18 protein-coding genes are annotated in these 19,749 nt (G+C 73.3%); 2 read left to right on the forward strand and 16 right to left on the reverse strand.

The window, feature by feature from the left end; all coding sequences use genetic code 11:
• Positions 1–7 precede the first annotated feature (7 nt).
• Positions 8–1,879: an ABC transporter ATP-binding protein gene (locus tag ABD269_RS24965; protein WP_344121212.1), complete on the reverse strand. Its 1,872-nt coding sequence runs from the start codon at positions 1,877–1,879 to the stop codon at positions 8–10.
• Positions 1,876–3,678: an ABC transporter ATP-binding protein gene (locus tag ABD269_RS24970; RefSeq protein ID WP_344121214.1), complete on the reverse strand. Its 1,803-nt coding sequence runs from the start codon at positions 3,676–3,678 to the stop codon at positions 1,876–1,878. Before ABD269_RS24970 ends, ABD269_RS24965 begins: the two co-directional genes overlap by 4 nt.
• Before the next feature lie 152 nt (positions 3,679–3,830).
• Here ABD269_RS24970 and ABD269_RS24975 point away from each other — a divergent pair, with 152 nt between their 5' ends.
• Positions 3,831–4,805 (forward strand): phosphotransferase family protein, encoded by a 975-nt coding sequence (locus ABD269_RS24975; protein WP_344121216.1) that lies wholly within the window; start codon positions 3,831–3,833, stop codon positions 4,803–4,805.
• Positions 4,806–4,856: 51 nt separating this feature from the next.
• Here ABD269_RS24975 and galE read toward each other — a convergent pair whose 3' ends face one another.
• Both galE and ABD269_RS24985 read right to left on the reverse strand, forming a co-directional pair.
• Entirely contained in the window at positions 4,857–5,816 is a 960-nt protein-coding gene (gene galE, locus ABD269_RS24980) for a UDP-glucose 4-epimerase GalE (RefSeq protein ID WP_344121218.1), read from the reverse strand.
• Positions 5,816–6,475 (reverse strand): D-glycero-alpha-D-manno-heptose-1,7-bisphosphate 7-phosphatase, encoded by a 660-nt coding sequence (locus ABD269_RS24985; protein ID WP_344122065.1) that lies wholly within the window; start codon positions 6,473–6,475, stop codon positions 5,816–5,818. Before ABD269_RS24985 ends, galE begins: the two co-directional genes overlap by 1 nt.
• Here ABD269_RS24985 and ABD269_RS24990 point away from each other — a divergent pair.
• Complete coding sequence (locus tag ABD269_RS24990) at positions 6,444–7,586, forward strand: glycosyltransferase family 4 protein (RefSeq protein WP_344121220.1); 1,143 nt, start codon at positions 6,444–6,446, stop codon at positions 7,584–7,586. The genes ABD269_RS24985 and ABD269_RS24990 overlap by 32 nt on opposite strands.
• 80 nt (positions 7,587–7,666) lie before the next feature.
• Here ABD269_RS24990 and ABD269_RS24995 read toward each other — a convergent pair whose 3' ends face one another.
• The 12 genes from ABD269_RS24995 to ABD269_RS25050 all read right to left on the reverse strand — a co-directional run.
• Positions 7,667–8,527 (reverse strand): galactose-1-phosphate uridylyltransferase, encoded by an 861-nt coding sequence (locus ABD269_RS24995; protein ID WP_344121222.1) that lies wholly within the window; start codon positions 8,525–8,527, stop codon positions 7,667–7,669.
• Between the two features lie 38 nt (positions 8,528–8,565).
• Positions 8,566–9,582, reverse strand: a complete 1,017-nt coding sequence (locus ABD269_RS25000) for a zinc-dependent alcohol dehydrogenase (protein WP_344121224.1) — start codon at positions 9,580–9,582, stop codon at positions 8,566–8,568.
• A gap of 54 nt (positions 9,583–9,636) precedes the next feature.
• Positions 9,637–10,278, reverse strand: coding sequence for an SIS domain-containing protein (locus ABD269_RS25005; protein ID WP_301891231.1), 642 nt, complete (start codon positions 10,276–10,278; stop codon positions 9,637–9,639).
• 59 nt (positions 10,279–10,337) lie between these two features.
• Positions 10,338–11,117, reverse strand: coding sequence for a phytanoyl-CoA dioxygenase family protein (locus tag ABD269_RS25010; RefSeq protein WP_344121225.1), 780 nt, complete (start codon positions 11,115–11,117; stop codon positions 10,338–10,340).
• Between the two features lie 5 nt (positions 11,118–11,122).
• Positions 11,123–12,262: a DegT/DnrJ/EryC1/StrS family aminotransferase gene (locus ABD269_RS25015; protein ID WP_344121226.1), complete on the reverse strand. Its 1,140-nt coding sequence runs from the start codon at positions 12,260–12,262 to the stop codon at positions 11,123–11,125.
• Entirely contained in the window at positions 12,259–13,185 is a 927-nt protein-coding gene (locus ABD269_RS25020) for an NAD-dependent epimerase/dehydratase family protein (RefSeq protein WP_344121227.1), read from the reverse strand. The genes ABD269_RS25015 and ABD269_RS25020 overlap by 4 nt, the downstream gene beginning before the upstream one ends.
• Positions 13,186–13,196: 11 nt before the next feature.
• On the reverse strand, positions 13,197–14,126 hold the full coding sequence (locus ABD269_RS25025; protein ID WP_344121228.1) for a radical SAM protein: 930 nt from the start codon (positions 14,124–14,126) through the stop codon (positions 13,197–13,199).
• A 60-nt stretch (positions 14,127–14,186) separates the two neighbouring features.
• Complete coding sequence (locus ABD269_RS25030; protein ID WP_344121230.1) at positions 14,187–15,014, reverse strand: glycosyltransferase family 2 protein; 828 nt, start codon at positions 15,012–15,014, stop codon at positions 14,187–14,189.
• On the reverse strand, positions 15,001–16,056 hold the full coding sequence (locus tag ABD269_RS25035; protein ID WP_344121232.1) for a GHMP family kinase ATP-binding protein: 1,056 nt from the start codon (positions 16,054–16,056) through the stop codon (positions 15,001–15,003). Before ABD269_RS25035 ends, ABD269_RS25030 begins: the two co-directional genes overlap by 14 nt.
• On the reverse strand, positions 16,049–17,248 hold the full coding sequence (locus tag ABD269_RS25040) for a 3-dehydroquinate synthase family protein (protein WP_344121234.1): 1,200 nt from the start codon (positions 17,246–17,248) through the stop codon (positions 16,049–16,051). Before ABD269_RS25040 ends, ABD269_RS25035 begins: the two co-directional genes overlap by 8 nt.
• A gap of 109 nt (positions 17,249–17,357) precedes the next feature.
• The gene (locus ABD269_RS25045; protein WP_344121236.1) at positions 17,358–18,689 is read right to left on the reverse strand and encodes a DegT/DnrJ/EryC1/StrS family aminotransferase; all 1,332 of its coding nucleotides are present in this window, start codon (positions 18,687–18,689) and stop codon (positions 17,358–17,360) included.
• Between the two features lie 206 nt (positions 18,690–18,895).
• A partial coding sequence (locus ABD269_RS25050) for a GNAT family N-acetyltransferase (RefSeq protein ID WP_344121238.1) occupies positions 18,896–19,749 on the reverse strand: 854 nt, incomplete at its 5' end.

Genomic DNA, 19,749 nt, shown 5'->3' on the forward strand with positions numbered 1-19,749 from the left:
CCGGCCCTCACCCGCCCGTCGAGGTCACCCACGTCCGGTACAGCCGGGAGAACGGCCCGCCCGCCGCGATCAGGGCGCGCGGCGGGCCGTCCTCGACGATCCGGCCCGCGTCCATGACCAGGACGCGGTCGGCCGACAGCACGGTGGACAGCCGGTGCGCGATGATCACCGCGGTCCGGCCCGCGAGCACCTTGGCCAGGGCCGCCCGCACCGCGCGCTCGGTCGGGATGTCCAGGCTGGAGGTCGCCTCGTCGAGGAGCAGGACGGTCGGGTCGGCGAGGAACGCCCGGGTGAGGGCGACCATCTGGCGCTGCCCGGCCGAGAGCCTGCTGCCGCGCTTGCTCACCTGGGTGTCGTAGCCGTCGGGCAGCGCCTCGATGACCTCGTGGGCGTGGACGGCCGCAGCGGCGGCGCGGACCTCCTCCGCCGTCGCGTCCGGCCGGGCCAGGGCGACGTTCTCCGCGATCGTGCCGGTGAACAGGAAGTTCTCCTGGGTCACGATGACCACTTCGCGGCGCAGGGCGGCATCGGTCAGGTCGCGCAGGTCGACACCGTCCAGCGTGACGGTGCCGTCCGAGGGGTCGTAGAACCGGGCGGCGAGCTTGGCCAGGGTGGACTTCCCCGCGCCGGTCGCGCCGACGACCGCCACGATCTGCCCCGCGGGCACGGTCAGGTCGAGCCGCGGCACGACCAGCGGCCCGGCGGGGGTGTAGCGGAACTCCACGGCCCGGAACTCCAGCCGCCCGCGCTCGGTGCGGCCGGCGGGCAGGGCCACGGGTTCCCGGGGTTCGGGGACGGACGGCTCGACGGCCAGCAGGGCCGAGATCTTCTCCAGGGCGGTGCTCGCCGCGACATAGAGGTTGGTGAAGTGGGCCAGCTCGTCCAGCGGGTCGTAGAACTTGCGCAGGTAGAGGACGAAGGCCGTGAGGATGCCCAGCCGGAGGGAGCCCTCCGACAGCCGCCAGCTGCCGATGGCCAGGACCAGGACCAGCGCGGTGTTGCCGACCAGGCGCACTCCGGCGGTGTAGCGGGCGACGACGGCGAGGGCCTCGGTGTGGGCGTCGCGGAACTCCTCGTTGAGGCCGTTCATCCGGGCGCCCTTGCGGGGCTCGGCGCGGAACGCCTGCACGGCCCGGATCCCGCCCAGGGTCTCGCCCAGCTCCATGAGGATCTCGGCGACGGTGTTGCGCGCCCTGCGGTACGCGCGGCGGGAGCGCTCCCGGAACCAGCGCGTGAGCAGGACGAGCGGCACGAACGAGACCAGCACCACCAGGGCCATCGGCACGTCCAGCCACAGCAGGAGCCCGGCGATGCCGAGGACCGTCAGCAGCGAGGTCAGCAGGCCGTCCAGGCTCGCCTCGACCAGGTCGCGCACGGCGTCGACGTCCGCGGTCAGCCGGGAGACGACCCGGCCGGAGGTGTACGCGTCGTGGAAGGCGACCGGCAGCCGCTGCGCCTGCCGGAAGATCCTCATCCGCAGGTCGAGCAGGACGGCCTGCCCGACGCACCCGGACAGCCGGAAGAAGGCGTAGCGGGACGCGGCGGACACCCCCGTGCACAGCGCGAAGCCGGCCACGCACCACACGAGGGCGCCCGAGCGTCCGGCGACCGCGTGCGGGACGCCGGTGTCGATGGCACGGGCGATCAGCAGCGGACCGGCCAGCTGCGCGACGTTCTCCAGCACAAGCGCGGCCAGCGCCACCGCAGCGCGCAGCAGCCAGGGGCGCATCAGGCTGACGAGCAGCCGCCGGGACCGGGCACGGACCCGGCGCTGGGTGGCCTTGTCGAGTACGGCCGCGTCCTCTCCGGCGTCGAGGCCCGGCCGTCCGTGCGGTGGTGCCGCGGGTGCCCGGTCCGGGTCCGTCGAGGTGGTGGTCACCGCGGCATCGCCTCCTCTCCCCCTGCTTCCCAGGGCTCGGGGGCCGCCATGAGGGCCCGGTAGCGCGGGCAGTTCGCGAGCAGTTCGTCATGGGTGCCGACGGCGGTGATCCGGCCGTCGGCCAGGACCGCGACGCGGTCGGCCATCCGGGCGGTGTTCGGGCGGTGGGCCACCACCAGCGCGGTCGCGTCGCTCAGCACGCCGCGCAGCGCCTTCTCCACCTCGGCCTCGGTGTGCAGGTCGAGCGCGGACAGAGGGTCGTCGAGGACGAGCAGGGCGGGCCTGCCGAGGACCGCCCTGGCCAGCGCCAGCCGCTGACGCTGGCCACCGGAGAGCGACAGGCCCTGCTCGCCGATGCGGGTGTCAAGACCGTCCGGCCGCAGCGCGTCGGTGAACTCCTCGGCGGCGGCGATGCGCAGGGCCTCGCGGATCTCCGCCTCGCCCGCGCCGGGGATACCGAGGGCGACGTTCTCGCGGATGCCGGCCGAGGAGAGCATGGCGTCCTCGAAGGCGCAGCCCAGCCGGGCGCGCAGGTCGGCGAGCGGCAGGTCGCGTACGTCCACGCCGTCCACGGTGACCCGGCCGGAGGTCACGTCGGTGAGCCGGGGCACGAGGGCGGTCAGGGTGGTCTTGCCCGAGCCCGTGGCGCCGACCAGGGCCATGGTCTCGCCCGGCCGCACCTCCAGGTCGACGCCGCGCAGCACGGGCCGCTCGGCTCCCGGGTAGCGGAAGTGGACGTTCTCGAAGCGCAGATGGCCGCGCGCGGGCAGGGGGCCCGTACGGGGGTGCGGGGGGTCGGTGACGGAGGGCGGGCTGTCGCGCAGCTCCCAGTAGCGGTCGCAGGCGGCCGCGGCCGTGCTGGTCTCCGACAGGGCCCAGCCGATGCACTCGGTGGGCCAGCGCAGATAGGTGCTGATGGCGATGGCGGCCACCAGGTCCCCCAGGGTGAGGCCGCCGTGGATGATGCCCGCGGTGCCGACGGCGAGCTGCCCGGCGATGCCGAGTTCGGGCAGGACGAGGAGGGCGGTGGACAGGGCCGCCATGATGCGGACGATGTGCAGCTCGGTGTCGCGCAGGCAGCGGGCCTGCTCCCGGAAGAGGCGGGTACGCACCCGCGCGCGCCCGAAGGACTTCAGCAGCCGCATGCCCAGCATGGTCTCCTCGGCGATCGTCGTCAGATCGCCGCCCTGGTCCTGGGCGCGGCGCGCGACGACCTTGTAGCGCGTCTCGTAGAGGTAGGAGACCAGCAACAGCGGTGCGGCGCTGCACAGTCCGACGAGGGCGAGTGCCGGTGCGATGGTGAACAGCACGGCCAGCCCGACGACGAGGGTGACGGTGTTGACGACCAGGAACAGCGCCGCGAAGGCGAGATATTTGCGCAGTGTCACCAGGTCGTTGACGGCCCGGGAGAGCAACTGGCCGGTCTGCCAACGGTCGTGGAAGTCCACCGGCATGCGCAGCAGATGGGTGAGCAGGTCGGCCCGCATCCGCGACTCCACCAGGGCGGTCGGCCGGGCGATGAGCTTGCGGCGGGCGTAGAACAGCCCGGCCTCCGCGGCGCCGAGGACGGCGACGAGGGAGATCAGCCAGGGCAGCCGGCGGTGGTCGCCGGAGGTGAACGGGCCGTCGATGATCCGCTGTACGACCAGGGGAATGGTGAGCCCGCACAGCTGGGCGCACAGCGTCGCGCCGACGGCACCGGCCACGGGGCGCCGGACGGGGGCCAGGTACGGGGCGATCCGCCGGAGGGTGGCCAGCGAAGAACCGGGCCTGCGGGCGATGACGGGGTCGGCACTCAATGCGCGCTCCTCATGCTTTTTCCGCGTCCTCGACTGCTTCTCAACATACGGTCCGATGGCGGGACTTCATGGTTGCCGGCACCCCTTTCCGTGCTAACCTGTTGCGAATTCCGTCGGAAATCCTCGTTGCCGTGCAGAACGGGAGTCGCGCCGTGCCGGAAAGCCGCCCCACGGATCTCAGCGAAATCAATTCGGACGACATCTACGCCAAGCTCCGGAACGACCTGGCCTTCTGGGAACCCTGGGTCCGCAAGGCGCTGGATTCCCTCGGTCTCGCGGCCCCCGGCCGTGTGCGCATTCCCGGGGAGAGCACCAATCCCGTGCTGCTGACGGACACCGGACTGGCCGTCAAACTCTACGGCGAGCACTGGTGCGGCCCCGAGAACCACGCCTCCGAACTGGAGGCGTACGAAGTCCTGTCGGGGCACGGCCTGCCGATCCCGCGCTTAGTGGCCCGCGGGGAGCTGCGCCCCGGCGGGGACGGCTGGTCGTGGCCGTTCCTCGTCATGGAGACCGCCCCCGGGATCACCTGGCGGGAGGCGATGGCGGCCCTGGACCGCCCCCGGCGCCTTTCCCTGGCCCGGCGCTTCGGCGCGGTGCTGCGCCGGTTGCACGAGGTGCCGCTGACGGGCACGGCCGCGCTGCGCCCCGGGTCGGACGTCTTCGCCGAACTGCTGCGCGAGCGCCGGGCGGAGACGGTCGCCGACCACCGGGAGTGGGGCTATCTCTCCCCCCGGCTGCTCGGCGGCGTCGACGCGTTCCTGCCCGACGTCGACACCCTCCTCGCAGGGCGGGAGCCGGTCCTGGTCCACGGCGACCTGCACGGCACCAACCTCTTCGTCGACCCGGCGGGTGAGCGGATCACCGGCCTGATCGACTTCACCGACGTCTACGCGGGCGATCCGCGCTACAGCCTCGTCCAATTGCATCTCAATGCCTTCCGGGCCGATCTGGGACTGCTCTCCGAGCTGTTGGAGGGGGCGGGGTGGGAGGTGCCGGGGTCTTTTGCGGAGGAGATGCTGCAATTCACCTTCTTGCACGATTTCGATGTGCTTGAGGAAGTGCCGGTGGATCTGACCGGCATCGATGACGTGGGGGCGCTGGCGCGCCGGCTCTGGGGCGTCTGAGGCATCCAGCCCGTCCAGGGAGCTCCCGCCGCAGGCGGCAACGGCGGGGCCTCACCCCGCACCCCGCCGGAAGCGAAGCGCGTCGGTGATCATCCCCTCCAGGTCCCCTCTCCCCGGCTTCCAGCCGAGTTCGCGGCGGATGCGTTCGTTGGACGCGACCAGGACCGCCGGGTCCCCCGCCCTCCTCGGCGCGGCGCGCACCCGTACCGGACGCCCCGCCACCCGCCCCACCGCCGCCACCACCTCCCGCACGGAGAAGCCCGTGCCGTTGCCCATGTTGTAGACGCGGTGCTCGCCCGGCACCGCCCCCCGCAGGGCCGCCAGGTGTGCCTCGGCGACGTCCGCCACGTGGATGAAGTCGCGGACGCACGTGCCGTCGGGCGTCGGGTAGTCGTCGCCGAAGACGGCGAAGTCCGCCCGCCGTCCGAGCGCGGCATCGAGGGCGAGCGGGATGATGTGGGTCTCGGGCGCGTGGCGCTCGCCGTACCGGCCCACCGCCCCGGCCACGTTGAAGTACCGCAGGCTCACCGAGGCCATGCCGTGGGCGCGGGCGTAGGCCGTGAGCGCCAGGTCGACGGCGAGCTTGGAGTCGCCGTACGGATTGGTGGGCACCGTGGGCGCGGTCTCCTCGATCGGGACGCTCGTCGGCTGGCCGTAGACGGCGGCGGTGGAGGAGAAGACGAACCGGCCGACTCCCGCCGCCAGCATGGCGTCGAGCAGGGTCAGCGACTCTACGGTGTTGCCGTGCCAGTACCGTTCCGGGCGGCGCACGGAGTCGTCGATCAGGGCCCGTCCGGCCAGGTGCACCACGGCGTCGAAGGTCTCGGGCCCGCCGAGGACGGCGGCCGCGTCCGCCATGGTCCCCCGGACGAAGCGGGCGCCCTCGGGCACCGCCTCGGCGAAGCCGGTCGACAGGTCGTCGAGGACGGTGACGCGGTGGCCCTCCTCGATCAGCCGGTGTGCCACGACGCTGCCGATGTAGCCCGCCCCGCCGGTCACCAGGATTCTCATCACCAACCGCCTTTCAGCAAGAGGTCGACGGCGGTCCACAGGTCCGCCGCCACGAGGTCCGCCGCGGAGTCGGGGGCCTTCGCGGCCAGCCGGACCGTGGCCGTGCCCGCGGCCCGGCCGGCCAGCACGTCGCTCTCCGTGTCGCCGATCACGACCGCGTCCGGGAGCGCAAGGCCCGGGAAGTCGGCGGCGGCCCGCGTGAGCAGGCCGGGCCGGGGTTTCCGGCAGTCGCAGCCGCCTTCGTCGTGGACGCAGGAATAGCAGGCGTCCAGAAAAGCGCCCTCGGCCCCGAGCAATTCCGCCAGGCGCCGTTGCACGGCCGCCAGGTCGCCCTCCGACATGATTCCCCTGGCGACTCCGCGTTGATTCGTCACCAGAATCGCGGGGCGTTCGCTCTCGTTGATCCGGCGTACCGCTGCGGCGGCCCCGGGCAGCAGGGTCAATTCCGCAGGGGACGTCACGTATTCGCCCGGAGGCGGCTTCACATTCAACGTGCCGTCCCTGTCCAGAAAGAATGTGTCCGGCGGCTTCGGGTGTTGTTGCTTTCGGGGGCGGACTTCCTCCCCGGACTTTTTCACGTTAGGGTCCTGTTCATTCTCAGTCGTCTGTTCTGGAAGGTGTACCGGAATGGGTCGGACGGATCGAGCACGGCCCCGCATTCTCTTCGCATCGGCCAATGAATCGGCCCCCTGGGGCCCGAGTGAGACCAACTGGGCGCTGGCCGCCGGGCACTGGCTCGGGCTGGGCGCGGACATCCACGCGAGCGTCAAGGGCTGGGAGGAGGTCCCCGCCGAGCTGGCCGCCCTGGAGCGGGCCGGGTGCGCGGTCCACCGCCGGTGGGACCCGCCGCCGCACGACCAGCGCCCCGTCCATGAACTCCCCTGGTCCGAGCGGCAGTCGAGCATCCTGACCAAGCTCCGGCCCGACCTCGTCGTGGTGTCCCAGGGCGACAACTACGAGGGCCTGGGCTGGATGGAGGAGTGCCTGGAGCGCGGCTTCCCCTACGTCGCGTACTCCAACTCCGCCTCGGAGTACGAGTGGTGCACCGACGATGTCGCCGAGCGGCTGTCCCGCGCCTATGCCGGGGCGCTGGCCTCCTTCTTCGTCTCGGAGGGGAACCGGGAGCTGACCGAACGGCAGGTGGGCGGCACGATCGTCAATGCCCGGGTGGTGCGCTGTCACTTCAAGGTCGACTACGCGGCCGCGCCGCCCTGGCCGGAGGTCGGTGACGGCCGCGTCAGGATGGCCTGCTTGGCCCGGCTCGACCCGAACAGCAAGGGCCACGACGTGCTGTTCGACGTGCTCGCGCTGCCCAAGTGGCGCGAGCGGCCCCTGACGGTCTCCCTCTACGGCGCGGGAGCGCACGAACGGGTGCTGCGGGCGCTGCGGGACCGGCTCGGCCTGACCAATGTGGAGTTCGCCGGGTACGCCGAGGACATCGAGAGCGTGTGGCGCACCCATCACGGGCTGCTCCTGTGCTCCCGCGCGGAGGGCCTGCCGACCGTCATCGTCGAGGCGATGCTCTGCGGCCGGCCGGTGGTCGTCAGCGATGTCGCGGGCAACGCCGAGCTCCTCGAGGACGGCGTCACCGGGTTCGTCGCCGCGGGCCCGGTCGCCGCCTGCTTCGACGAGGCGCTGGAGCGGGCCTGGCAGCGGCGCGCGGAGTGGCCGGAGATCGGCCGCCGGGCGGCCGAGGCCGTACGGCGCGAGATACCGCCGGACCCCATCGCCCTGCTCGTGGAGCAGTTCCGGGAGCTCGCCGGGGGGTGAGCCGTGGGGTCGGGCTCCCGGGTGGCGTCGGCCGCCCGGGAGCCGGATCGCCTCGGGGCGGCGCCGTGCGGACCCGCGCATCACGCCTCCCTCAGCCGCTCGGCGGCCGTCTCCGGCTCCAGCGGGGTGAAGTACATCCCGCTGCCCAGTTCGCCCGCCGCGATGAAGCGCGGCACCCCCGGCGCCCGCCACACGGCGTTGATCTCCACGTACAGGTGCGCCCACGGCCAGGCGCGGCCGTCGGTGGGCCGCTGGTGCACCCAGAGGAAGTACGGGGCGGGCCCGCCGAACAGCCCGTCGATCCGGCCGAGTGCCGTGCGCAGCAGCCCGGCCAGCGCCCGGCGCCCCCGGGGGCCCGCCTCCGAGAGGTCCGCGAGGTGTCCGCGCGGGGCGAGCCGCAGGGCGTAGGGGAACAGCGGCGCCTCGGGCACCCAGGCCAGCCAGTCACCGGTCTCCGCGACCACGAGGTCCTTGGGCGGGTCCTCGCACAGCGCGCAGCGGCGCAGCCGTTCGCCGCGGGCCAGCCGGGCGGCCGGGCCGTCGGGGATCTCGGGGAACGCGAAGGCCTGGCCGTGCGGATGGTCCACGGTCGCCCCGGCGTCGGCGCCCCGGTTCTCGAAGAGCAGCACGTGGGCGACGTCGGGCCGGGAGCCAAGCGCGGCGGAGCAGTCGTGCCAGAGCTCCACCGCGGCCTCGGCCTGCCGGGCGCTCATCGTGCTCCACGACGCCTCGTGCTCGGGGCAGTAGAGCAGGACCTCGCACCGCTGCCCGTCCAGGGCCGGCCAGCGGTTGGGGATCCGGCGGGTCGCGTACGGCCCGGGGGCCTCCAAGCCGCCGGGGCAGAACGGGCAGTCCGCGGTGCGGTTGCGGGGCCTGCCCTGCCGGCTGCCGTTGACGATGACGCGGACGCCGGTGAGCGGGTCCGTCCGCAGCTCAGCCACCCGGTCCGTCACCTCCCGCCGCCGGACGGCCGCCCGCCTCAGTCCCGGGCACGGACGGCCACCCGGATCGCGTCGCCGTCGCGCTCCTCGGCCAGCAGGAACGCCTTGCCCGCCTCTGCCAGCGGCAGCACGTCGGTGATGACGTCCTCGGTGCGCAGGGCGCCGCGGGCGATCAGGTCGACGGCGCGGGGCATGAAGTGGGCCGGGCCCATGACGCCGATGGTCTCCATCAGCTTCAGGGTCCACTCGGCCGAGGGGAGGTCGACGCGCTTGCCCACCCGGTAGCCGATGAGGCCCACCCGGCCGCCGGGGCGGACCAGTTCGGTGGCCCGCCGGATGGCCTCGGGTTCCCCGCAGGCGTCGAGCACGACGTCCGGGAGGCCCTCCGGCCCGGCGGCCGCGGTCCACTGCGCGACCTGTTCCGCGTCGGTGAGGGCCGTCTCGGCGCCGAGGCGGCCCGCCACGCCGGCGCGGTTGCCGACGGGGTCGACGGCCAGGACGACGCGGGCGCCCGCCGCGCGAGCCGCCTGGAGCACGTTGAGGCCGATGCCGCCGCAGCCGACGACCGCGACCCGCTCCCCCGGTTCCAGGCGCACCCGGTGCAGGGCGTGCAGGGCGACCGCCAGCGGCTCCGCCTGAGTGGCCGTCAGAAGGTTGACGTGGGCGGGGAGCCGGATCAGGTTCTCGGCGGGCACGGTGATGAGTTCGGCGCAGCCGCCGGGGTCGGTGAAGCCGAACTCCCGCAGCTCGGGACACATCACCCGCTGGGATTTCCGGCACCACGGGCAATGGCCGCAGGTCATGGCGATGTCGCCGACGACGTGGTCGCCGGGTGCCACCAGCGGGCTGCGGCTCTCGGTGACGACGCCGCTCCACTCGTGGCCGGGAACGGCCGGGAAGGCGGTGCCGTGCCAGGCGTTGTTGAAGAGGGAGACGTCGCTTCCGCAGATGGAGTTGTAGGCCACGCGGACCACGGCCCAGCCCTCGGGCGGGCGCGGGTCGGGCAGTTCCTCGACGGACAGGTCGCGCGGGCCGTTCAGCACGGCTGCTCTCATGGCTGGCCTCTCTACGGGTCGGCTACGGCATCGGCTGCGGGGTCGTCCGCACAGTCATCGGCGGGTGGAGCGGGAGGGGCCGTCCCGCAGCGACTGGGTGACGAAGTGGAAGATGACGCTGTGCATCGCCTCGGCCATGCCGACGTCCTTGGTGGGCGCGTTGACCTCCAGGTCGGCCAGTTCGCGCAGGGTGCCGCCGGTGCCCGCGGTCACCGCGAGCACCCGCAGCCCGGCCTCGCCCGCCCAGCGGGCGGCGGCGACCACGTTGGGGCTGGTGCCCGAGCAGCTGATCACCAGCAGCCGGTCGCCGGGCCGGGCCAGCAGCCGCAGCGGTTCGGCGAAGACCCGTTCGTAGCCGCAGTCGTTGGCGTATGCGGTGAGCATGGAGAGGTTGTCGGTCAGCGCGACGGCGCGCAGCGGCGGGCCGCCCTCGGTGTAGGTGCCCTTGAGCAGGTCCTGGGCGAGGTGGGAGGCGGCGGAGGCGCTGCCGCCGTTGCCCGCGAGGAAGACGGTGGCGCCGCCGCGGCGTACCTCGTCGAGCTCGGTGATCAGCCCTTGGACCTGCTCGCCCATGGCGTCCAGCAGGGGGCCCGCGGCGGCGAGGTATTCGCTCCACGGGCTGCGGGAGGGCCGCTCGTCGGGGGGCCCGGCGGTGTCCTGCCCGGGGGCGGGCGTGGCGAGGGATTTCCGGTTCATCTCTGCTTACCTGCCATCGTGTCGGGGAGTTCCGTACGGGCTCCGGTGCGGTCGGTGCGCTAGGACACGAAGTCCTCCTCCACGTCGTGGTCGACGTAGCCGGCGCCCCTCAGGTCGCCGGTCTCGCCGTCGAGTTCGCGCCAGTCGGTCAGGAAGGTCGGCCCGTAGCCGTAGGCCACCAGCAGCCGGTCGCCGGGGGTGCGCTTGCGCCGGGTGCCGTGCATCAGCGCCTCGTTGAGCAGCAGGAGGTCCCCGGCGCGCACGAAGACGTCGGAGAGGGTGGGGAAGCCCTCGTCGATCAGCGAGGCGCGGGCGCCGCGCTCGGCGCGGGGCCGCAGCAGGGGGAAGTTGGCCTTGTGCGAGCCCTGGATGTAGCAGAACGAGCCGTCCTCGGGGGTGGTGATGTCGCTGAGGTAGAGCAGGGTCTTGACGTACGGGCAGTAGAGCTTGCCGTCGTGGTAGGTGTGGGTGATCGACATGTCGCGGCCGACGGTCCGGCCGCCGTCGAGGTCGAGGAGCTCGGAGTTGCCGCCGTGGAGGTAGAGCACGCTGTCGGGGCCGCGGCGCAGGCCGTAGCCCTCCAGGACGCGCAGGGGCTGGTTGACGACCTCGCGGACGGGGCCGACGAGGCGGGGGTCGAGGGCGAGCCGGGCGAAGAGGCCGCTGGCGCCTGGGAGGTCCTGGAAGCGTTCGGTGTTGGCGAATCCGGAGTCGGCGGGGCTGAGCCGGGTGAGTTCCGCGCGGGCCTCGGTGACCTCGGCGGGGGTGAAGGCGCCCCGGATCAGGAGGAAGCCGGTGGTGTCGAAGAGGTAGAGCTCTTCCGGCGACAGTGCGGGCATGGGGGTCACCTCTCGGCGGCGGTGTCCAGGGCCGCCCGCAGCGCGTCGAGGACGGTGTCGGCGTCGTCGTCGCCCATGCGGGTGTGCAGCGGCAGACAGATGTGGTGGGCGCAGAGGGCGTCGGCGACGGGGTGCCGCCCGGCGGGGATCCTGCCGTCGAAGACGGGCTGCGCGCTCAGCGGCATCTCGTAGATCTCGCCGCCGAGTTGGACCCCTGCGGCCTTCAGCCGGGCGCGCAGGGCGGTCCGGTCCACGGCGGGGTCGAGCGCGACGACGTATTTGTACCAGCTCGCCGGGGAGTGTTCCGGCAGCACGGGCCGGACTCCGGGGAGGGCGCGCAGGCCCGCGGTGTAGCGCTGGGCGAGCCGTTCGCGGGTCTTGAGGAATTCGTCGAGGCGGCGCAGCTGGGTGCGGCCGACGGCGGCGTGCAGTTCGCTCATGCGCGCGTTCTCGCCGAGGGCGGTGTGGTGGCTGCGCCACTCCTCCGGCTTGCCGAGGTTGCGGTAGAGGCGTACGCGGGCGGCGAGTTCGTCGTCGTCGGTGGTGACCATGCCGCCTTCGGCGGAGGTGATGACCTTGGTGGCGAAGAAGGAGAACGCCCCGGCCGCGCCGAAGGTCCCGGCGTGGCGGCCGGCCAGGCGGCTGCCGTGGGCATGGGCGCAGTCCTCGACGAACCACAGTCCGCGCTCGGCACACCAGTCGGCGATCGCGGTGACGGCGGGGGTGATGATGCCGCCCATGTGGACGAGCAGCACGCCCGTCGTCGCGTCGGTGACGGTGGCGGCGAGGGTCGCGGGGCTCGGTGCGAGGGTGCCGGCCTCGACGTCGGCCAGGCGGACGCGCAGTCCGGCGAGGAGGGGTGCGGCGGCCGAGGAGTAGAAGGAGTTGGCGGGGACGAGCACCTCGCCGTCGCCGCTCTCGCCCGCGACCGCGCGGATGGCGCAGACGAGCGCGGCGGTGCCGGTGGCGACGGCGACGGCGTGCCGGGCGCCGGTGAAGCGGGCCATCTCGGCCTCGAATGCGGCCACTTGGGCGCCCTGGGCGAGCTGCCCGGTCTCCAGGGAGGTCCGCACCGAGGCAAGGATCGTCTCGATGTCGGCGGTGGAGAAGTCCGGGTGCACCGGGACGACGCGTGGTGCGGTCATCGCTTCGCCTCCGCCTTGGGTCCGTCCGTGCCGCGGGCGGCGAGCTCCATGCGCAGTCCTTCGTCGATGCCGATGCGTGGTGTCCAGCCCAGCTGGGCGCGGGCCTTGGCGGTGGAGACGAGGCGCTGGGAGTAGACGAGTTCGCCGCGGCGGGTGGGCTCGTCGCGGTGGACGACGGGCACTCCGCCGAAGAGGGCGGAGACGCGGTCGGCGAGCTCGCGGGTGGTGAGGATGTCCGGGCCCTCCAGGTTGTAGACCTGGTTCGCGGCGGCGGGGGCGGTGGCGCGCAGGAAGGCGTCGGCGAGGTCGTGGACGTGGAGGAAGGCCCGGCGTTCTGTGCCGTCGCCGAAGACGGTCAGGGGCCCGCCCTCGGCGGCGAGCCGCAGGAAGGCCGAGACGACGAGGCCGGGCCACATGCCGGGGCCGTAGACCGGGCTGTAGCGCAGGACGGTGGAGTCGAGTCCGCGCAGCCGCGCGTAGTCCCGGGCGAGCAGTTCCTTGGTGATCATCGAGGTGGTGTAGAAGTGGCCGGCGCCGGTGGGCAGGAAGGGTTCGTCCTCGTCGATGGCGTCGACGCGCATGGCGTTGTAGACCCAGCAGCTGCCGGCAAGGACGACGCGGGAGGCGCCGCAGGCGGCGGCCGCGTCGAGCACGGCGGCCGTCCCGGTCACATTGACGTCCATGGCGGTGACGGGGTCGGCGAGGACGGCCCGGGCGTCGGCGACCCCGGCCAGATGCATCACGGCGTCGGGCCGGAAGGAGGCGAAGAGCGCGGCGAGTCGGTCCTTGGCGGTGACCGACAGCGGTGCGCCGGGGTAGGGGTCGCCGGGTGTCCAGCGGGTGTCGACGACGAGGACGTCGTGGCCCTCCTCGTGGAACCGGCGGGCCACGTGCCGGCCGATGAAGCCGGATCCACCTGTCACCAGGCAACGCATCAGGACCTCTTCCGAAGGCTGGGGGACGGCAGGAGCGGGGCGGACTCGGCCGACGCGCAGCCGTCGTCCGCGTCCGGCACGGTCTCCAGCAGGGCGAGGAAGCGCCGGTCGGCGAGCTCCTCCGTGGTGTGCTGCTGGGGGATCCGGAAGTCGCGGCGGGTGCGCTGCTGGTGGGGCATGCGCCGGCCGGCGCTGCCCATGCAGTTGCGGCAGGCCCGCAGGGGCTGGGGGCTTCGCAGGTGGGCCAGGAGCCGTTCGGCGAATCCCGGGTCGTCGGTGATGCGCAGTCCGTCCGCCCTGATGTCCTGGGGGTCGCCGATGATCTGCGGGATGAAGACGGACTGGGGGCAGGTGAAGAAGTGCCCTTCGTAGACGGTGTGGCAGCGCCAGACGTGGGCGATCTGGCAGGTGGCGTGGATGCGGCGGATCAGCTGTTCGTCGTCGGTGCCGTGTTCGGAGTAGGAGTAGCGGAAGTGGGAGTAGTGGTTGACGGTCAGGGTGACGCCGTGGTCCTCGGCGTGGCCCAGGATCCGTGCCCGCGCCTCCTCGGGGAGCTCCCGCCCGGGGTAGACGGAGATCTCGACCTCGTCGACCGCCGCCCAGAAGTCCTCGCCCATGCGGGGCAGCAGGAGGCCGTTGGTGCAGACGAGGACGCGGGGCGCGATGCCGGCGGCGCGGATGGAGTGCAGGATCTCCACCAGGCGGGGGTGCAGCAGGGGTTCCCCGCCGAGGACCTTGACGAACTGTGCCCGGAAGGAGCGGGCCAGCAGGGCCAGGTCGCGGGCGATGGTCTCCGGCTCGGCGAGGGAGCGCCGGAAGGCGGGTGAGAGGTGGCTGCACGAGGCGCAGCCGAGGTTGCAGTGGTAGGCGACGTTGATCTCGCAGCCTTCGGGCGTTTCGACCTTTCCGTTCACCATGCGATAGGTCATCGAGCTGCCTCAATCTCCACGGGGTTGTCGCTCGGTGGTGCCGGCCCGCGCCGTCCGCGCTCAGTCCCGCCAGGAGAACGTCGCGTCGAAGGGGCGGGAGAAGTCGTTGGAGTATCCGCCGAGGTGGTAGCGGAGGGTGGGTCTGCCGGTGCAGGAGACGGGCTCGCCGCGCTCGCGCAGGCTCCTGGCCAGCTTGTCGTCCTCGCCGATGAGTTCGGCCTCGTCGCGGGCGTCGAAGTCGTCGGTGAAGGGCACCTCCAGCAGCAGTTCGCGGGCGAGCAGCCACTCCCCCGTGTCCACGGAGACGACGGGGTCGGGCACCCCGGGCGGGTCGAACCGGTCGCGGCGCACGCAGCTGCCGGGTTCGACGACTCCCCTGGCGCGCATGCGCGCGTACTCGGCGCGCCCTTGTGCGGGGTCGCGGGCCCAGGGGTCGCGCTGCTCCAGATAGGGGCTGCCGTCCTTGTTGAACATCTTCAGGTGGGAGTGCACGGCCCGGTGTCCGGTGCGCGCGGCGCATTCCAGCAGGCCGGCGAGGTGGTCGGGTTCCCAGGTGTTGTCGTCGTCGAGGAAGGCGATCCACGGTGCGCGGCTGACGCGTACGGCCATGTTACGCAGCCTGGACGAGCGGCCGGGGCCGGAGACGTCGCCGGGGCCGCGGCCGGCCAGGATCCAGCCGACGCCGGCGGGCAGGGGTTCGCGTTCGCGCAGTGACAGATAGGTGTCGTGGCAGTCGTCGATCACGACGAGGTGCTCGAAGGGGGCGTCGAGCCGCTGTTCCCGGACGCTGTCCAGGGCGCGGGCCAGGAGGCCGGGGCGGGTGCGGGTGATGGTGACGACGGTGACGAGCACGGCAGGGCCGCCCTTCGTTCGTTCAGAGGGGGACATGGCCCGCCTCGCTGCCGCTGTCGGTGAACCGGAAGGGCAGGCCGCGCAGCCCCGCCGCGTCCATCGCCCGGCGCACCTCGGCCTGGCGGGCGGGCTCGCACACCAGCAGCAGGAAACCGCCGCCGCCCGAGCCGAGCAGCTTCCCGCCCGCGGCGCCGGCCTCGACGGCCCGGTCGTGGAGCGCCTGCAGGGCGGGGCTGCTCACCCGTGAGCCGAGCCTCGACTTGAGCTTCCAGTGCTCCTCGACGAGCGCGGCCACGCCGTCGACGTCGCCCGTGCGCAGGCAGTTCGCCATCGTGTCGGCGATGCGGCGGATCGCGTGCAGGCGGGCGAGGGAGCCGCCGTGGCCCTGGAGGGTGCGCCGGTTCTGCTCGGCGAGGACGTCACCGGCGTCGCGGCTGATGCCGGTGTGGAAGAGCATCAGCCGCTGCTCCAGCTCGGCGCGCACCCGGGGGGCCACGTCGAGGGGTTCGGGGTCGACGTGGCCCGAGCGGTGGAAGCGCAGCAGCCGGATCCCGCCGTACGCGGCCAGGTAGTGGTCCTGCTTGCCGACCGCGCGCCCGAGGTCCTCGATCTCCACGCGGCTCGCGGACTCGGCCAGTTCGCGTGCGGTGGCGGGGCGGGGGTGGGCGGCGGCGTGCAGCAGGGACACCGCGAAGGCCGCGGAGCCGCCCAGCCCGCTGCCGGACGGGACGTCGCTGAAGACGGCGACCTGCCGGTCGCGGTACAGACCGGCGCGCAGCAAACAGGCCCGGGTCATGCCGTTGGGGTGGTCGGCGGCGGACGCGCACAGGTCGTACGAGTCCGTGGCGGCGCGCAGCCGGCCGGTGAACTCCCGGGGGAAGACGGTGACCGCGACGAAGCGGTCGATGGCGCAGCCGATGACCAGGCCGCCGTGGCGGGAGGAGTAGCTGGGGATGTCCGTGCCGCCTCCGGCGAGGGAGATCCGCAGCGGTGAGCGCGCGGTGACGATCGCCGGGCGGGCCGGGTCCACCGCCGGGTGCGGGGCCGGAGGGTGCGGCAGGGAGCGTGTCTCAAACACGGCTCTCGCATCCCTTGGCGCATTCCTTGCCCTGGCGCAGGAGTTCGTGGACGGCGGCGAGGACTTCGGTGCGGGGCACCGGGGTGAGGTAGTGCTGTGCGGGGTGGGCCGCAGCTCCCAGTGCTTCGAGCAGCACCATGGGGATCTCCCCGGCGCGGTGGCGCTGGTAGCCGCGTTTGTTGTCGAACTCGATGTGCTGCATGACCGCTTCGGGCGAGAGCCCGACGGTCAGGCACCGGCAGACGCCCGCCTGGTCGATGAGTTCCTCGTGCACGCCGACGGCGGCGGAGTCCAGCATGCCGAGCCGGTGGGCGATGCGGGCGGCGGCGGCCATGCCGAGGGCGACGGCCTCGCCGTGCCGGACGCCCGTCGTGCCCGGGCCCCGGCCGGTGCCGGCACCGGCGAGTTCGAGGGCGTGGCCGACGGTGTGGCCGTACTCCAGCAGGACGCCCACGCCTTTCTCCAGGGGGTCCTCCAGCAGCACCCGGCCCTTGACGTCGAGGCTGAGCTCGAAGATCTCCGCCAGTTCGGCGGGGGTGTAGTCGGCGCCGGGGCGGAGCAGGCGGCGCAGCCGGGGTATCTGGCCGGGTTCGAGTGCCAGTGCGTTCTTGACGGTCTCGCAGGTGCCGGAGCGCAGGTCGCGCGGGGAGCCGAGGGCGACCACCCCCAGGTCGATGAAGATCATTTCGGGTGGGTGGTAGAGGCCGACGGTGTTCTTGGCGTGTGCCGTGTTCACCGCCTGCTTGGCGGAGATCACCGAGTCGCAGGCGGCGATGACGGTCGTGGGGAAGTGCGCCAGCCGGAGGCCCCGGAAGAGCAGTCCGGCGAGCAGCCCGGCGACGTTGCCGGGGATGCCGCCGCCGACGGCGAGCACCACGGAGCGGCGGGTGACTCCGAAGTCCAGGGCGAGGTCGATGAACCGGGAGAGGGTGGCGAGGTTCTTGTGGTCCTCGCCGGGCGGGTGGGAGAGCAGCAGGGTGGGCGCGCTCTGTTCGAGCAGGCCGGCGAGTTTGCCGGAGACCACGCCGCGGACGGTGTCGTCGGTGACGATGACGAACCGGTCCGCGTCCAGGGCCGCAAACGCCTCCGCCGCCTCGTCCAGGCAGTCGTGCCCGAGCAGCACGCGCACCTGTTTGTCCCCTACGTCGAATCGGCGTTCCCGCAACCGTGGCGGGGGCAGCTGGAGGTCCATCACCATCACCTTCGTCGTGCGCCTCTGTGGCCTCTGGCGGGGGTGTCGGGGCGCGCGGAAGGCGCACTCCGTACGGGAATCGAGGTCGGCGCGCCGGTTGCCGGGGCCGTCAGGCCCGGGAGAGCTGCCCCCTGACCTTCGCCACGGCCGTGGCGATCAGGTCCATGCGTTCGGGCGGGGCGAGGAACATCCGGTGCGGCAGGACGACGGCGTTCTCGCCGGCGGCCTCGGCGACGGGCAGTGCGAACCGGGACGGGTCCAGGTCGCGGGCGCGCCGCGGCCCGGCGGCGGGCCGGATCCAGCCGGAGGTCAGCGGCTGGTAGAGGACGTTGTCGTTGAGTGCGGAGTCGATGGGTTCGACGTGCACGTCGAGGAGCCCGGACAGCACGGCCGCGACCTCGTTCTTGGCCCCGTGTCCGAAGACGGCGGGGTCGAGGCGGAGGCAGAACTGGTAGGCGGCGTCCTCGTTGAGGGCGGGCGGCCGGGCGAGCGGGGCCACGCCGTCGATGTCCGCGAGCAGTTCCTCCAGCCGTCGCATCGACGCGCGTCTGCGGGCGTTCTCCTCGTCGAGGCGGCCGAGCCCGTCCAGCGCGACGGCCGCGTTGAACTCGCTCATGCAGTAGTTGTATCCCTGCACGCCGGGGAGCTCCTGGAGCTCCAGTTCGCCGGGCGGGGTGCCCTCCCGCCGCCCGCGCCCGTCCACGCGCTTGCGGTAGAGGCGGTCGTGGATGCCGGGGTCGGAGGTGACGGCCACTCCGCCCTCGCCCGAGGTGAGCAGCTTGGTCTGCTGGAGGCTGAAGGCGGCCGCGTCGCCGAAGGACCCCAGGCGGCGGCCGTCCCAGCTCGCGCCGTGCACGTGGGAGCAGTCCTCCAGCAGGCCCAGGCCGTGCTTGCGGGTCAGGGCGGTGAAGCCGTCGAGGTCCGCGGCGGAGCCGTAGAGGTGGACGACCATGACGGCCCGGGTGCGTTCGGTGATCGCCGCCTCGGCGGCCGCCACCGACATGCACAGGGTGTCCGGCTCGACGTCGACCAGGACCGGTACGGCGCCGACGCGCAGGACGGACGAGGCGCAGGCCACCCAGGTCAGGCCGGGGACGAGCACCTCGTCGCCGGCGCCGACGCCCAGTGCCTCCAGGGTGATGGTGAGCGCCGCGGATCCGTTGCAGGTGGGGACGGCGTAGGTGGTGCCGGTGAACGCGGCGAACGCCTCGGCGAAGGACTGCTCGAAGGACGGCTCACCCGTGTAGGCCCCGCTGACCGCCCAGCGGCCGGAGCGCAGCGCGGTGAGCAGGCGCTCCTCGGTGGTTCTCGTGTGGACGGGCCAGTCCGGCCACACCGAGCCCTGGCCGGTGTGCCCGTCCGGTGCCCGGTGCGCGGGCTCTTCGGCGGGCCGCTTCCCGTTGCCGGACAACCGCTTCTCGCTGTGGGTGTGCGTCTTCAAGCTCCGGACCTCCGTGCTCACGGGACCACAGGCGCAGGGCCGCCGGTCCGCCCGGGCGCGGGCGTCGCCGAGGGGCTGTGGTCGGAAGGGGTGTGCCACGGGTCTCACGCAGATCACGCGTCTCGCACGTCACGCCGATGCGGGCGACATGGTTCCGGATCTTACGCCACGGGCTGATGTGACTGTCAACCATACTGTCGTCAACTTCACGCCACATAAGGCGAGTTGAATATGCCGCGAGGGGGCGGGGAGGAGGCGCCGGCCGCCGGTGCTCCCACCGCGTAGTGGACGTACTCGCGCACGAGGCGGAACCCCGCCTTGGCCGCGAGGCGGCGGCTGGGCTCGTTGTCGCGGGAGCAGGTCCAGCTCGGGGTGCGGCCCCGGGCGGCGATGTCCGCGCACAGCCCGCCGACGCAGGCGGAGGCGAGGCCCCTGCGGCGCTCTCCGGGGACGGTGACGACGGCGATGTCCTCGTAGGGGTCGCCGAGGAAGTAGGTGCAGGCCAGCGAGAGCGGGCGGCCGTCGCGGAAGGCGCCCCAGCAGTGGCCGGACGCGGCGAGGCCGAGCGGCCCGCCCCAGCTGTCGCCGATCCACGCCGCGGCCGGACCCAACTCCCTTACGGACCGGGCGTCTTCGCGGGTCAGCGGGCGCACGGTGACGGCGGGGTCCGGTGGCGGGGCGGTGGCGGGTTCGCCGCCCACCCACACCATGCGTTCCCACGGGACGATGCGGTCGAAGGCCGCCGCGAGGACGGGCAGGAAGCGGTCCGGGGCCGTGACGTAGCTGTGGGCCAGCGGGGCCAGCCCGCCCGGGTCGACGGCGCCCGGGTCGCCGCCCAGCAGCACGTACCCCGCGCAGCCGACGGCGGCCGCCCTGGGCCCCTGCGGGCGGTCGGCCCACACCCGGCCGACGCCGGTCCGCCGGACATGGCCGGTCAGCGCCCCCGGACCGGGACGGCCGGACGGGAACCAGGCCGTCCAGGATCCGGCGCCGTGGGCGGTACGACGAGGAAGCTCGATCACGGGATCCGCTCCGGGTGTGCGCGGGGCGGGCGGGGGGG

Origin of the sequence: Streptomyces blastmyceticus (assembly GCF_039521185.1) — a bacterium.
Taxonomy (GTDB): domain Bacteria; phylum Actinomycetota; class Actinomycetes; order Streptomycetales; family Streptomycetaceae; genus Streptomyces; species Streptomyces blastmyceticus.